The 14,701-nt window shown below is 58.9% G+C and carries 13 protein-coding genes; 6 read left to right on the forward strand and 7 right to left on the reverse strand.

The genetic code is table 11. The annotated features are described in order from the left end of the window. Nucleotides 1-23: 23 nt before the first annotated feature. The 4 genes from BLL42_RS16525 (at nucleotide 24) to fba (ending at nucleotide 3,029) form a co-directional block, all read left to right on the forward strand. Nucleotides 24-1,187 (forward strand): phosphoglycerate kinase, encoded by a 1,164-nt coding sequence (locus BLL42_RS16525; protein ID WP_071553066.1) that lies wholly within the window; start codon nucleotides 24-26, stop codon nucleotides 1,185-1,187. 34 nt (nucleotides 1,188-1,221) lie between these two features. Continuing rightward, complete coding sequence (locus BLL42_RS16530; protein WP_071553067.1) at nucleotides 1,222-1,443, forward strand: hypothetical protein; 222 nt, start codon at nucleotides 1,222-1,224, stop codon at nucleotides 1,441-1,443. Nucleotides 1,444-1,502: 59 nt separating this feature from the next. Further along, nucleotides 1,503-1,835, forward strand: coding sequence for an MliC family protein (locus BLL42_RS16535; protein WP_071553068.1), 333 nt, complete (start codon nucleotides 1,503-1,505; stop codon nucleotides 1,833-1,835). A gap of 129 nt (nucleotides 1,836-1,964) precedes the next feature. Next, the gene (gene fba, locus BLL42_RS16540) at nucleotides 1,965-3,029 is read left to right on the forward strand and encodes a class II fructose-bisphosphate aldolase (RefSeq protein WP_007981624.1); all 1,065 of its coding nucleotides are present in this window, start codon (nucleotides 1,965-1,967) and stop codon (nucleotides 3,027-3,029) included. A gap of 99 nt (nucleotides 3,030-3,128) precedes the next feature. Here the strand turns inward: fba and BLL42_RS16545 are convergent, their stop codons facing one another. Both BLL42_RS16545 and BLL42_RS16550 read right to left on the reverse strand, forming a co-directional pair. After that, complete coding sequence (locus tag BLL42_RS16545) at nucleotides 3,129-3,953, reverse strand: aspartyl/asparaginyl beta-hydroxylase domain-containing protein (protein WP_071553069.1); 825 nt, start codon at nucleotides 3,951-3,953, stop codon at nucleotides 3,129-3,131. Between the two features lie 242 nt (nucleotides 3,954-4,195). Further along, nucleotides 4,196-6,388: a malate synthase G gene (locus tag BLL42_RS16550; protein WP_071553070.1), complete on the reverse strand. Its 2,193-nt coding sequence runs from the start codon at nucleotides 6,386-6,388 to the stop codon at nucleotides 4,196-4,198. Nucleotides 6,389-6,863: 475 nt separating this feature from the next. Between BLL42_RS16550 and BLL42_RS16555 the strand changes: the two genes are divergently transcribed. Continuing rightward, a complete protein-coding gene (locus BLL42_RS16555; protein WP_071553071.1) occupies nucleotides 6,864-7,382 on the forward strand; it encodes a glycine cleavage system transcriptional repressor in 519 nt (172 codons plus the stop codon). A gap of 218 nt (nucleotides 7,383-7,600) precedes the next feature. Here the strand turns inward: BLL42_RS16555 and rarD are convergent, their stop codons facing one another. The 5 genes from rarD to BLL42_RS16580 all read right to left on the reverse strand — a co-directional run bounded on the left by rarD (nucleotide 7,601) and on the right by BLL42_RS16580 (nucleotide 13,506). Continuing rightward, nucleotides 7,601-8,488 carry an EamA family transporter RarD gene (gene rarD, locus BLL42_RS16560; RefSeq protein ID WP_071553072.1) on the reverse strand — a complete coding sequence of 296 codons (888 nt, stop codon included), beginning with the start codon at nucleotides 8,486-8,488 and terminating at the stop codon, nucleotides 7,601-7,603. A gap of 154 nt (nucleotides 8,489-8,642) precedes the next feature. Continuing rightward, a complete protein-coding gene (locus BLL42_RS16565; protein ID WP_071553073.1) occupies nucleotides 8,643-9,617 on the reverse strand; it encodes a serine/threonine protein kinase in 975 nt (324 codons plus the stop codon). A 181-nt stretch (nucleotides 9,618-9,798) separates the two neighbouring features. After that, a complete protein-coding gene (locus tag BLL42_RS16570; RefSeq protein WP_071553074.1) occupies nucleotides 9,799-11,700 on the reverse strand; it encodes a PhoX family protein in 1,902 nt (633 codons plus the stop codon). Nucleotides 11,701-11,940: 240 nt separating this feature from the next. Next, nucleotides 11,941-12,705 carry a TOBE domain-containing protein gene (locus tag BLL42_RS16575; RefSeq protein WP_071553075.1) on the reverse strand — a complete coding sequence of 255 codons (765 nt, stop codon included), beginning with the start codon at nucleotides 12,703-12,705 and terminating at the stop codon, nucleotides 11,941-11,943. Between the two features lie 60 nt (nucleotides 12,706-12,765). Then, nucleotides 12,766-13,506, reverse strand: coding sequence for a ComFC family protein (locus tag BLL42_RS16580; RefSeq protein ID WP_071553076.1), 741 nt, complete (start codon nucleotides 13,504-13,506; stop codon nucleotides 12,766-12,768). A 90-nt stretch (nucleotides 13,507-13,596) separates the two neighbouring features. Here BLL42_RS16580 and bioB point away from each other — a divergent pair, with 90 nt between their 5' ends. Beyond that, nucleotides 13,597-14,652 (forward strand): biotin synthase BioB, encoded by a 1,056-nt coding sequence (bioB, locus tag BLL42_RS16585; protein ID WP_071553077.1) that lies wholly within the window; start codon nucleotides 13,597-13,599, stop codon nucleotides 14,650-14,652. Nucleotides 14,653-14,701 lie beyond the last annotated feature (49 nt).

A 14,701-nucleotide genomic window follows, 5' to 3' on the forward strand; every position in this document is an offset into this window, starting at 1 on the left:
CAGCTATCCAGGAAATGCGACCCATGACCGTGTTGAAGATGTCCGACCTCGATCTGCAAGGTAAGCGCGTATTGATCCGCGAAGACCTCAACGTCCCAGTCAAGGACGGTGTTGTCACCAGCGATGCGCGAATCCTGGCCTCGCTGCCGACCATCAAGCTGGCCCTGGAAAAAGGCGCGGCCGTGATGGTCTGCTCGCACCTGGGCCGTCCGACCGAAGGTGAGTTCTCGGCCGAGAACAGCCTCAAGCCAGTCGCGGACTATTTGAGCAAGGCTCTGGGTCGTGAAGTGCCGCTGGTGTCCGACTACCTGGGCGGCGTTGACGTCAAGGCGGGCGACATCGTGCTGTTCGAGAACGTGCGCTTCAACAAAGGCGAGAAAAAGAACGCTGACGAACTGGCCCAGCAATACGCCGCGCTGTGCGACGTGTTCGTGATGGACGCCTTTGGCACCGCTCACCGTGCCGAGGGTTCGACCCACGGCGTGGCCAAGTTCGCCAAAGTCGCCGCTGCTGGCCCGCTGCTGGCTGCCGAGCTGGACGCACTGGGCAAGGCCCTGGGTGCCCCGGCCCAGCCAATGGCAGCTATCGTTGCCGGCTCCAAGGTCTCGACCAAACTCGATGTACTGAACAGCCTGAGCCAGATCTGCGACCAGTTGATCGTCGGTGGCGGCATCGCCAACACTTTCCTGGCCGCTGCCGGTCACCCGGTCGGCAAATCGCTGTACGAGCCAGACCTGCTGGACACCGCCCGCGCCATCGCTGCCAAAGTCAGCGTGCCATTGCCGGTCGACGTGGTGGTTGCCAAGGAGTTCGCTGAAAGCGCTACCGCGACCGTCAAGCTGATCGCCGACGTGGCGGCAGACGACATGATCCTGGACATCGGCCCGCAGACTGCAGCGCACTTCGCTGAGCTGCTGAAGTCGTCGAAAACCATTCTGTGGAACGGCCCGGTCGGTGTATTCGAATTCGACCAGTTCGGTAACGGTACCAAAGTCCTGGCTCAGGCCATCGCAGACAGCTCGGCGTTCTCCATCGCAGGCGGCGGCGACACCTTGGCCGCCATCGATAAGTATGGCGTTGCCGAGAAGATCTCCTACATTTCTACCGGTGGCGGCGCGTTCCTCGAGTTCGTCGAAGGCAAAGTGCTGCCAGCCGTTGAAGTCCTGGAAAGCCGGGCAAAGGCCTAAGGGCCATCCATTGGCCAGGCAAAGGAGTGTTCACGTGGTCAAGACGTTAGCGACATTGATCGCGGCGGGTGTGCTGGCAGGCTGCGGGAGTACCCCGAAAGCCGCGCCGGAACAGGGAACCGGCGCGCCAGACAAGGGCTGTTACCAGGCCGACTGGCAAGCGGAGACCAACCCGGTGCTCAACAAACGCTCCGGGCCGGATGGCCTGGATAAATACGAGACACAGACCCCGGCCAAGGAACATGGTTGCCCTTGACCGGCCTGACTCACTAATACCCAGCGCAGTGGGCGTGTGCCGACTGCCGAGGAAAATGGATGAAAGGCTTGATAGCCGTGGCGTCCCTGGCAGTGCTTGCCGGTTGCGCCAATATGAACCCGTTCGCGTCGTCGCCCGCCGCGTCCGATAACTGGACGAACTGGGTCTGTGACAGCCAGGCGCAAGTGCACTGGCGCTACACCGACACCACGCGCAACACCGTTGATGTACGGCTGAGCGACGATCAGGTGCACCGTTTGAAGCTGGAGCCGGCAGGCTCGGGTTCGTTGTACAGCGATGACAAACTGGCGTTTCACGTAAAAGGTGAGGAAGGCCTGGTGTACTGGGTCGCCACCAACGATTTGATCGGCCGCGGTTGCAAGGCGCAGTAAGCACACGCAATTGAAGCAACACCGAATTCGCAGGCCGGCCTTACCCCCGATCTGCAATAACTTGAATAGCAGCCGCCGCTACGGCAGGCTTGCACGATTAACGACCCTCAACCGGGAGAGACACACACAATGGCACTTATCAGCATGCGCCAGATGCTGGACCACGCAGCCGAGTTCGGCTACGGCGTTCCAGCCTTCAACGTCAACAACCTTGAGCAGATGCGCGCCATCATGGAAGCCGCTGACAAGACTGACTCCCCGGTGATCGTCCAGGCTTCGGCCGGCGCCCGTAAATACGCTGGCGCGCCATTCCTGCGTCACCTGATTCTGGCGGCGATCGAAGAATTCCCGCACATCCCGGTGTGCATGCACCAGGACCACGGCACCAGCCCTGACGTCTGCCAGCGCTCGATCCAACTGGGCTTCAGCTCGGTGATGATGGACGGCTCCCTCGGCGAAGACGGCAAGACCCCGACCGACTACGACTACAACGTCCGTGTGACCCAGCAAACCGTGGCCATGGCTCACGCCTGCGGCGTATCGGTAGAAGGCGAGCTGGGCTGCCTGGGTTCGCTGGAAACCGGCATGGCCGGTGAAGAAGACGGTATCGGCGCCGAAGGCGTGCTCGATCACAGCCAAATGCTGACCGACCCGGAAGAAGCCGCTGATTTTGTCAAACGTACTCAGGTCGACGCCCTGGCCATCGCCATCGGCACCAGCCACGGCGCGTACAAGTTCACCAAGCCGCCTACCGGCGACGTGCTGGCCATCGACCGCATCAAAGAAATCCACAAGCGCATCCCGAACACCCACCTGGTGATGCACGGCTCTTCTTCGGTTCCGCAAGAGTGGCTGGCGATCATCAACCAGTACGGCGGCGACATCAAAGAAACCTACGGCGTACCGGTTGAAGAAATCGTCGAAGGCATCAAGCACGGCGTGCGCAAGGTCAACATCGACACCGACCTGCGCCTGGCCTCCACCGGTGCGATGCGTCGCCTGATGGCCACCAACCCGAGTGAGTTTGATCCACGTAAATTCTTCGGCGCGACTGTGACTGCGATGCGTGATGTGTGTATCGCACGTTATGAAGCGTTTGGTACTGCGGGTAATGCTTCGAAGATCAAGGCTATTTCGCTGGAAGGGATGTATCAGCGGTATTTGAAGGGTGAGTTGAACGCTAAGGTTAACTAAGACCTGAGTGTTAAATAGCACTAACAAAAAACCCGCCGAAAGGCGGGTTTTTTGTGGGGTGAGCGTAATGGGGAAAACAGGTTTTCCTGTGTGTCGCTCTTATTGAATAAGCTTCCAGTTCTTGTAAAAGAAACGGCGGAGTGTAAAGGCGGCTCCCGCAAATGCAGAGATTATCCCGTTTAGAATAAAAGAAGCGTAAGAGGGGCGCATGATGTCGATGAACAGGCAGTAACGTTTGGCGTCATTCTTGTTAAATGACGCATGCAGCAGTGTGTCATCGAAAATGAACAGCGGGTCGTCATGCCAGTAGTGTTTTTCCTTTCTCACCTGGATGTAGACACCGTCATGGTGAGCGGCTGGCATTATGTTGTACAGCACTCGAAGCATCAGGCGTAGCGGCCCGAAGTGAAAAGAGGTTGACTGGTTTTCATTGAAGACCGATACACCGACTGTTTTGATGTAAGGCAGTTTTTTCTGAAGCGCTGGAATGTTGAGTTCAGTGTCGATCGTGCGGCCATACCACTGGAAGAACAACATGCCTCTTTTCTTCTGAGCCATGCGTGCGTCGAGGAATTGAATGATCTCTTCTTTGTGCGCCATGGCGCTATCAATCACGTAGTTGATATCGTGTTGATAAGCATCCGGTAAATCGTTCAACTTATAAGTGAAGCGATTTGGCTTGCACAGCACATCAAAAAAAGAGTTCAACGGTGCCAAAAGCCAAGTGTTGCGGCCGCCACCTAGAAAGTACTTTTTGATGATGTTTTTATCGAAAATCCCATTGCGCAGAAAATCGTACGCTCCGCACACAACCAGCAGGATCAAAAACCACAGCGTGGCTATGGGAAAGCAATAAATGATGGCAGCAATGCCGAGAATGGTGATTGCCGAAACTGCTTTTTTGCGGATGACTCGAGTGTTCATGGAACTCAGTTCCCCTGGGGCGGTGCGGGTATAGATGTGGTATTCGCCATTATAAGAATTATTCCTGCAATGAAGTGTAATAAATATTTCTCATTTGTAAATAATTCTCAGGTGTGGCGAGGTGGATTTTTCCTTCGGCGGCCGTAAAAAAAGGCGCGGCGAGGCGAAGTGAAAAAGGGACCTTCCATGAAAAAGGCCCTGATTTCACAATCAGGGCCTTTCTTTTAACCGCTAACGTTTATTCACAGGCCGTTGGCAGCCTTGAACTCGCGACGGCGACGGTGCAGGACCGGCTCGGTGTAGCCGTTCGGTTGTTGGGTGCCTTCGATCACCAGTTCGACCGCCGCCTGGAAGGCGATGTTGCTGTCGAAGTTCGGTGCTAGCGGACGGTACAACGGGTCGTTGGCATTCTGGCGGTCAACTACCGGCGCCATGCGCTTGAGGGTTTCCAGCACCTGGGCTTCGCTGACGATGCCATGGCGCAGCCAGTTGGCGATGTGCTGGCTGGAAATACGCAGCGTCGCACGGTCCTCCATCAGGCCGACGTCGTTGATGTCCGGCACTTTCGAGCAACCTACGCCCTGGTCGATCCAGCGCACCACATAACCGAGGATGCCCTGAGCGTTGTTGTCCAGTTCGTTCTGGACCTGTTCCGCTGTCCAGTCGGGGTTGCTTGCCAGCGGGATGGTCAGGATGTCGTCCACCGAAGCACGTGCACGCTTGGCCAGTTCGGCCTGGCGGGCGAACACGTCAACCTTGTGGTAATGCAGCGCGTGCAACGCAGCGGCGGTCGGCGAAGGCACCCAGGCGGTGTTGGCACCGGCCAGCGGGTGAGCGATTTTCTGCTCGAGCATGGCGGCCATCAGGTCGGGCATGGCCCACATGCCTTTACCGATTTGCGCGCGACCTTGCAGGCCGGTGCTCAAGCCGATGTCGACGTTCCAGTTTTCGTAGGCGCCGATCCACTTCTCAGCCTTCATGTCGGCCTTGCGCACCATCGCGCCCGCTTCCATGGACGTGTGGATTTCATCGCCGGTACGGTCGAGGAAGCCGGTGTTGATGAATACCACGCGCTCGCTCGCAGCCTTGATGCAGGCCTTGAGGTTGATCGTGGTGCGCCGCTCTTCGTCCATGATGCCAACTTTGAGGGTGTTGCGTGGCAACTCCAGCACGTCTTCGATGCGCCCGAACAACTCGTTGGTGAACGCCGCTTCTTCCGGACCGTGCATTTTAGGTTTGACGATGTAGACCGAACCGGTACGGCTGTTCTTGCGTGTGGTGTTGCCGTTGAGGCTGTGCAGCGCCGCGAGGTTGGTGACCAGGCCGTCGAGGATACCTTCCGGCACTTCGTTGCCGTCTTTGTCGAGGATCGCGTCGATGGTCATCAAGTGGCCAACGTTACGCACGAACAACAGCGAGCGGCCGTGCAGGCTCAGTTCGCTACCGTCTGGGGCGGTATAGGTGCGGTCGGCGTTCATGGTGCGGGTAAAGGTCTTGCCACCCTTGACGACCTCTTCCGACAGATTGCCTTTCATCAGGCCAAGCCAGTTGCGGTAGATCACCACTTTGTCATCGGCATCGACGGCGGCAACGGAGTCTTCGCAGTCCATGATGGTGGTCAGCGCCGCTTCCATCAGCAGGTCTTTGACGCCGGCTGCGTCGGTCTGGCCGACCGGGGTCGTGGCGTCGATCTGGATTTCGAAATGCAGACCGTTGTTTTTCAGCAGGATCGCGGTCGGTGCCGCAGCGTCGCCGTGGAAGCCGATCAGCTGTGCGTCGTTGCGCAGGCCAGAGCTCTTCACATCCGAGCTGCTGCCACCTTTGAGGCTGACAACAAGCTTGCGATCCACAATCGTGTAGGCCGTGGAATCGACGTGAGAACCGGCAGCCAATGGCGCGGCTTCGTCGAGGAAGGCGCGGGCGAACGCGATGACCTTGTCGCCGCGAACCTTGTTGTAGCCTTTGCCTTTTTCCGCGCCGTCGGCCTCGCTGATGGCATCAGTGCCGTACAGCGCGTCGTACAACGAACCCCAGCGGGCGTTCGAGGCGTTGAGGGCGAAACGGGCGTTCATGACCGGGACCACCAGTTGTGGGCCGGCCATACGGGCGATTTCGTCGTCGACGTTTTGCGTCGTTGCCTGGAAATCGGCCGCTTCTGGCAGCAGATAACCGATGTCTTGCAGGAAGGCTTTGTAGGCCACAGCGTCGTGCACTTGACCTGCACGGGACTGGTGCCAGGCATCGATACGTGCCTGGAGGTCGTCGCGTTTGGCGAGTAGGGCTTTGTTCTTCGGCGCCAGGTCGTGAATGACCTTGTCGGCACCGGCCCAGAACTTATCGGCGGTGAGGCCGGTACCGGGAATGGCTTCGTTGTTCACGAAGTCGAACAGGACTTTGGCGACCTGCAGGCCACCGACTTGAACGTGTTCAGTCATTGCTTGCCTCACTCTGCTCAGCTATTTCGCTTTTCAGCTCTTCAATTTGACAATGAAGCCTCTGGCCATTTAAACCACAAACCCCTCTACCAGTACATGCCATTGCGGGCGGCTGGGTGGTTCCAATCAACGGCGTAGCGCCTTGCTGACGGGGTTTTGAGAGGTTGCGATGGTACCTTGGCAGACATCGATCCAACGTTATGTAGTGCGTGCTGCGGCATACTACATGATGAGTTGCGGTTGTGAAAATTAGACTAATTACGTCGTTTAGCGACCCGGCCAGGCTGTTCGGTCACGCCGGGGAATAGGATGTTCTCAAAAAACCAATGGATTGTTCCAGATAAATCTAAAAACTTGTACACATAATATTGAATTCACTGCTATGGGGCTTCGCTTTGTTGGGAGCCGCGCTGAATTGGGCCCCTTGCCTATACTTGCCTTTCTATAACAAAAGTCATCACTAGAGGGCTGCGCCATGGACCACCTCGTACTCACCGTATTTGCCCCGGACAAGCCCGGCCAGGTCGAGCGCATCGCCCAATGCATTGCCGAGCATGGTGGTAATTGGCTAGAGAGCCGCATGTCACGGATGGCCGGACAGTTTGCCGGGATCCTTCGGGTTGGCGTGCCGGCCGAGGGCTATGACGAACTGGTCGATGCACTTCAAGCGTTGTCCGCTCAAGGGATTCGGGTATTGATTGCCGAAAGTGGTATCGAGCAATCCTGCACCTGGAAGCCGATCGCCATGGAGCTGGTCGGTAACGACCGACCGGGGATTGTCCGTGACATCACTCGCTTACTGAGTGAGCAGGGGGTCAACTTGGAGCGCTTGGTGACCGACGTGCGTCCGGCGCCGATGAGCAGTGAGCCGCTGTTCCACGCCGAAGCGATTCTTGCGGTGCCGTTGACCCTTTCCCTGGACGTGTTGCAGTCACGGCTGGAAACCCTGGCCGATGATTTGATGGTGGAATTGGTGCTGCGCAGCGAGCCCTAGGAGAAAGGTTATCCAAGTAAAGCGTGCATCCGCCTGTGGATAACCTGTAGAGACACGTCGCCAGCCCACGCCGGCCGGGGCTTTTCAAGCGTTGTTCAAAAAACCAGCAGTTTCAAGGGCTTGTGCACAAACGGCGGGGATCACACTGTGGATAACCTTGGGAAGGATGCTTGCAGACCACGTCGGCCGTGGTCTGCAAGGGTTTGTGCGTTTTTTGATCAGCGGCGACGGCGCACACTCATCCAGGCGTCGACGCTGTAAACCGCCAGACCTGCCCAGATAAACATGAAGGCCACCAGTGTGCTGGACGACAGGTGCTCGCCGAACAGCAGTACGGCTTGCAGCAGCACCAGCGTCGGCGCCAGGTATTGCAGGAAGCCGATGGTGGTGTAGGGCAAATGCCGAGTAGCGGCGTTGAAGCAGACCAACGGCACCAGCGTTACCGGACCGGCGGCGACCAGCCACCAGGCTTCGGACGTAGTCCAGAATGCCGCTTGTGCGCTGGTAGCGGCTGGATTGAAGAGCAACCAGGCAAGGGCAATCGGCACCAGCATCCAGGTTTCCACCACCAGCCCGGGCAATGCTTTGACCGGGGCCTGTTTGCGGATCAATCCGTAGAAACCGAAGGTCAGCGCCAGCACCAGCGACACCCACGGCAGGCTGCCGACTTGCCAGACCTGCTGCGCGACGCCAACGGTGGCCAACCCGACGGCGAACCACTGCAGGCGTCGCAGCCGTTCGCCAAGGATCAGCATGCCCAGCAGCACGTTCACCAGCGGGTTGATGTAGTAACCGAGGCTGGCCTCGAGCATGCGTCCGTTGTTCACCGACCAGACGTAGGTCAGCCAGTTGGCCGCGATCAATGTACCGCTCAGCGCGAGGACTGCCAGCCGTCGTGGGTTCTCGCGCAGTTCACGCCACCAGCCCGGATGCTTCCAGACTATCAGCAGCAAGGCGCCGAACAGCGCAGACCAGAGTACCCGATGGATGATGATTTCCACGGCAGGTACGTCGGCGATAGCTTTGAAGTAGAGCGGGAACAATCCCCAGATGATGTAGGCGCTCAGGCCCAGGATGTACCCGTGACGGGGGTTGGCGGCTTGCATGCAGAATCCTTGCTTAGGCAGCTAACAAAGGGGGATTGTAAGGAGATTTGTCCAGATGTGTCCCGCATTCAAAAACAAAGATCGCAGCGTGCCGCAGCTCCTACGCGGATAATCTGTAGGAGCTGCCGCAGGCTGCGATCTTTTGATCTTTAAATTAAAAAAGCTTCAGCGGTTCTTCATTGAGCGCCGCCAGTTGCTCGCGCAACGCCAGTACCTGATCGCCCCAGTAACGTTCGGTGCCAAACCAAGGGAAACTGCGGGGGAACGCCGGGTCATCCCACCGACGGGCCAGCCAGGCGCTGTAGTGCATCAGGCGCAAGGCGCGCAGTGGTTCGATCAGCGCCAGTTCGCGCGGGTCGAAGTCGTGGAACTCGCTGTAGCCGTCCATCAGTTCCGACAACTGACCGAGACATTCCTGACGATCGCCGGCAAGCATCATCCACAGATCCTGCACCGCCGGCCCCATGCGACAGTCGTCGAGGTCGACAATATGGAACATCTCGTCACGGCACATCATGTTGCCGGGGTGACAGTCGCCGTGCATGCGGATGTTTTGGTGCGGCGTGTCTTTGTAGACCTCTTCCACACGCTTGAGCAGGTCGCGGGCGACCGACTCGTAGGCTGGCAGCAAGCTGCGCGGTATGAAATTGCCTTCGAGCAGGGTGGTCAGCGAATCATGGCCGAAGTTTTTGACGCCCAGCGCTTCGCGGTGATCGAAGGGCCGGGTGGCGCCAACCGCGTGCAAGCGGCCAAGCAATTGGCCCAGACGGTAGAGCTGGTCAAGATTACCTGGTTCCGGCGCACGGCCGCCACGGCGCGGGAACAGGGTGAAGCGGAAACCGGCGTGTTCGTGCAGGCTTTCACCGTTGTGGATCATCGGCGCAACGACCGGCACCTCGCACTCCGCGAGTTCGAAGGTGAAGCGGTGCTCTTCGAGGATGGCGGCGTTGGTCCAGCGTTGCGGACGGTAGAACTTGGCAATCAGCGGCTCGCCATCTTCGATGCCGACCTGATAGACACGGTTTTCATAGCTGTTGAGCGCAAGGACGCGGGCGTCGCTGAGAAAGCCGATGCTTTCTACGGCATCGAGCACCAGATCGGGGGTAAGTGTTTCAAACGGGTGAGACATGCTGACTCCTGCGCGCAGCAGGCTGCCGCGTCCGGCCAAACATGGTAGCGCAGACGGGGCGACTTTAGTGGGATCGTTCCTCACGCTCTGCGAGGGAATGCCTCACCGGACGCTCTGCGTCCCTGGCTGCATTCTCTCCCCACGCAGAGCGTGGGAACGATCGTCAGGGGATGAGCGATCTTTATGCGCCTGCGATCCCGCCGTCTTCTCGCGAAATGGCTATCACCGAGGAACGCGGCTTGCCGTTGGGCAAATGCTCGGGGAAGGTCGAACCACCGTTTTCACCCGGATGCTGGATACCGACAAACAAAGTCTTCTGGTCCGGCGAAAAACTGATGCCGGTCACTTCGCAGCCCACCGGGCCGACCATGAAACGACGAATTTCACCGGACGCAGGATCGGCGCAGAGCATTTGGTTGTTGCCCATGCCGGCGAAATCCCCGGCGTTGCTGTAGTCCCCGTCACTGAGGATCCAGAGTCGGCCAGCCTTGTCGAAGCCCAAGCCATCCGGGCTGTTGAACATGTTGTGTGGTGTGATGTTCGACGAGCCTGCTTTTGCTGTCCCGGCGTGTACGCTCGGGTTGCCCGCGACCACGAACAGATCCCAGGCGAACGTCAGCGACGCGTGGTCGTCACGATCGGTGTGCCAGCGCAGAATTTGCCCGTAGACATTTTTCTCCCGAGGGTTTGGCCCGTCCACCGGTTGCCCGTCTTCGCCACGCTTGGCGTTGTTGGTCAGGGTGCAATAGACCTGACCGTCTTGCGGGCTGACGACGATCCACTCGGGACGGTCCATACGCGTGGCGCCGACGATGCTGGCAGCCAGACGCACGTGAATCAGCACCTCGGCCTGATCGGCAAAACCGCTGCTGGCGTCGATACCGTTCTTGCCGTGAGTCAGCTCGATCCACTGGCCCTGACCTTTTGGATGGTCAGGGTTGCTGTCACCGGCATCGAAGCGTGCGACGTACAACGTGCCGTGGTCCAGCAGCTCGTGGTTGGCCTTGGGGTGGGTGTGATTGATCTTGTCGCGGCTGACGAATTTGTAGATGAACTCGCCGCGCTCATCGTCGCCCATGTACACCACTGCGCGACCGTCGTGAGTCTCCGCAAGGGCCGCGTTTTCGTGTTTGAAACGGCCAAGGGCGGTGCGTTTGATCGGGGTCGATTGCGGGTCGAACGGGTCGATTTCCACCACCCAGCCGTGTCGGTTGAGCTCGTTGGGGTTTTTCGCCAGGTCAAAACGCGGGTCGTGTTGATGCCAGTTGATTTCTTTGCTGGCGACCGATGCGCCATAGCGCTTTTGCGTGGCGTCGAATTTATGTTCGGGATTGCTGCTGCCGAAGCAGTCAGTGAAGTTCTCTTCACAGGTCAGATAAGTGCCCCACGGCGTCTTGCCATTGGCACAGTTCTGGAAGGTTCCGAGCACGTTCTTGCCGGCCTTGTCGGCGCCGGTTTTCATCAGTTCATGGCCGGCAGCCGGGCCACTCAAGTGCAACGGCGCGTTGCCGTGGATTCGGCGGTTGTAGGGCGAGCCCTGAACGAATTGCCATTGACCGTTTTTACGCTGCACTTCGATCACCGACACGCCTTCGCAGGCCAGCGCCTTGCGCACTTCTTCGGCCGACTGCGGCATGCCGCCATGGGCGTAGAGGTAGCGATAGTTGGTGTACTCGTTGTTGATCGCCATCAACGCGCGATTGTCGTCGCCGGGGAAAGCGAACAGGCTCATGCCGTCGTTGTTGTCACCGAACTGGACTTCCTGAGCCTGGGCGCTGCCATTGCCACTCGGGTCAAAGGCCGGGCCGTTCTTGTGCAGCGGCTGGCCCCAGCTGATCAGCACCGAGGATGTGTAACCCGGCGGCAGGGTGATGGTGTCGCTGGTGGCAGCCGCAATGCTGTCGAAGCCCAGTAATTTGCTCGAAGCAGCATTGACACTGGCGGCCAGCACACTGCGGCTCAGCAGGTTGCCACCGAGGAACATCGCCGCACCGCAAAGGGCGCCAGCGCTGATAAAACCACGACGACTGAGGCCGACGATTGTTTCAAGGTCGGTGGCTTGGTTTTCTTCTAATAGGTTCAAATCAGGCTCCCTGCTGGTTTTTGCAGCCACCTTAAGGAGCGTCGATGACACAAATGTTGCAGTTTTGATCGGGGGAGAGCACAGACCTGTAGCAGCTGGCGCAGCCTGCGTTCGAGCGCGAAGCGGTCGCCATCCGCTCAACTCAAACAAAGAGTCAGAATCGCGGTGTCAGGTTTTACGACCGCTGCGCGGCCGAACGCAGGCTGCGCCAGCTGCTACGAAAAGTGCGGCAGGCTTGAGTCAGAGCGGGGTGCCGAGCAAAACATTGGAGGGCGAGAACTGCACCTGTACGGCTTTTTCGGCGCTCAAACCCAGGGTTCTGAGGTGCAGCGGCTCGGCCAGGGCGCATAGCGTCTGACCATTGGGCAGGGCAATTCGGACTTCACTGGGGCCATCTTCGGCGTCGAGAATCTCCTCGATTGTGCCCTTCAAACAATTGTGTCCAGGTATTGCGGGTTGCTCGGCACCGAGCAAATCGAGCCAGCCAGCCTTGATCAGCGCCACCACTTCAGTGCCCGTTTCCAGTTCCAGTCGCAGAGTGCTGTCGTGGGTGATCTGTGCCTGAATGGTCAACCCGGCGGCCAGTTCCAGGCTGATCAGATCGTTGCGGCCTTGAGTGTCGATGCTTGCAACCTTGCCATGCAGCTGATTGCGCGCGCTGGTCCTGAGCATCAGACGCCCGAGCAAGTCGAGGTCACTGGCGTCCTCGGCGGCTTCCAGCACCTGTGCCTGCAAGGCTTGCAAGCGCTGATAGAGCCGCAGCACCCGTTCACCTTCGCTGGACAGTTTTGCGCCACCACCGCCCTTGCCGCCGACGCTGCGTTCCACCAGCGGTTTCTGCGCCAGATTGTTCAACTCGTCGATTGCGTCCCACGTCGCTTTGTAGCTCAGCCCGGCGCTTTTCGCGGCGCGGGTGATCGAGCCTTGTTCGGCGATGTGTTGCAACAAGGCAATGCGCTGCGGACGGCGGACAATGTGCTGGGATAACAGAGTGGGTAAGGACATGGTAAGAGGCTGCAAACGGGTAGTGAGGAATTTGGACGTTGGCGGCTTGGGACGCGAGAGTCAAGTCAGCTCCCCGGGTTTTGGTGTGCGCGCCAGGCAGTAAACGTCGACCCGCGCTGCGCCAGCCCCGATCAGCAAGCGAGCCAGGCTTTGTGCGGTGGCGCCGGTGGTCAGCACGTCGTCGACCAGCGCCAGGTGGCGTCCCTTGATCTGCGCATTCGGCGTCAGTGCGAAGGCCCTGAGCAAATTCTGTTTGCGCGCCTTGGCGTCCAGATCCTGTTGCGCGGTGGTGTCCTGAGTTCGTAATAACAGGTTTTCATCGCAACTGATCTCCAGGCTGTCGCTGAGCCAGCGGGCGAGCATCGCCGCCTGGTTGTAACCCCGTTCGCGCAGCCGTTTGCGGGCCAGGGGCACCGGCACCAATGCGTCGGGGGGCTTGAGGCCTTCATCGAAGTGATGTTGCAGGGATTGAGCAAGAAGTTCGGCAAGCAAGCGACCATACGGCCACTTTGCCGCGTGCTTGAAACGAGTGATCAGACTGTCGATTGGGAAGCTGTAGGTCCAGGGCGCGATGACCTGCTCGAAGGCCGGTGGGTCCCTCAAACACTGGCCGCAGGTGAGACCGGCTTCGGGCAAGGGCAGGGCGCAGGCCTGGCAATGATCGCCGAGCCAGGGCAACTCGGTTTCACAGGGTGTGCAAATCGATTGAGAGGTGTCAGACGGCTCGTTGCAGAGCAAACAGTGCTGTTTGTTTTTTAACCAGATGTAAACCTGTCCTTTGTATCGTGGTTGACAGCGCATGGCTCTTCCTTAAATATGCCGAACATCCGTGTCGCGTCTGTGGATATTACGTTCCACAGCCGCTTGCCAAGCATAAACAAGGAAACGCCCATGAGCGCCAGCACCACTGCAACCCTGCGTCATGACTGGTCTTTGGCCGAAGTCAAAGCACTCTTCGTTCAGCCATTCAACGACCTGTTGTTCCAGGCGCAGACGGTGCACCGCGCGCACTTCGACGCCAATCGCGTCCAGGTGTCGACCCTGCTGTCGATCAAAACCGGCGCTTGCCCGGAAGATTGCAAATATTGTCCGCAGTCCGGTCACTACAACACCGGCCTGGAAAAAGAAAAACTGATGGAAGTGCAGAAGGTCCTCGAAGAGGCTGCCCGCGCCAAGGCCATCGGTTCGACCCGTTTCTGCATGGGCGCCGCCTGGAAGCATCCGTCGGCCAAAGACATGCCGTACGTGCTGGAGATGGTCAAAGGCGTGAAGGCCATGGGCCTGGAAACCTGCATGACCCTCGGCCGTCTCGATCAGGACCAGACCGTAGCCCTGGCTCAGGCCGGCCTCGATTACTACAATCACAACCTTGATACGTCGCCTGAGTTCTACGGCAGCATCATCACCACCCGTACTTACAGCGAGCGCCTGCAAACGCTGGCGTACGTGCGTGATTCGGGGATGAAGATCTGCTCGGGCGGCATTCTCGGCATGGGCGAGTCCCTCGACGATCGTGCCAACCTGCTGATCCAGCTGGCCAACCTGCCGGAGCATCCGGAGTCGGTGCCGATCAACATGCTGGTGAAAGTCGCCGGTACACCGCTGGAAAATGCCGACGACATCGACCCGTTCGACTTCATCCGCATGCTCGCCGTCGCACGTATCCTGATGCCGCAATCCCACGTGCGCCTGTCCGCCGGCCGCGAAGCGATGAACGAGCAAATGCAGGCCCTGGCGTTCTTCGCCGGTGCCAACTCGATTTTCTACGGTGAGAAACTGCTGACCACTGCCAACCCGCAGGCTGACAAGGACATGCAACTGTTCGGACGCTTAGGGATCCTGCCAGAAGCCCGCGAAGAGCATGCCGATGAAGTGCATCAGGCGGCTATCGAGCAGGCACTGGTCGAACAGAAAAGCAGCGAGCAGTTCTACAACGCCGCTGTTTGACCGTGCCTCCTCGTAGGAGCTGCCGCAGCCTGCGGCAGCTCCTACGGGG

The organism is Pseudomonas frederiksbergensis (assembly GCF_001874645.1).
GTDB classification, from domain to species: domain Bacteria; phylum Pseudomonadota; class Gammaproteobacteria; order Pseudomonadales; family Pseudomonadaceae; genus Aquipseudomonas; species Aquipseudomonas frederiksbergensis_B.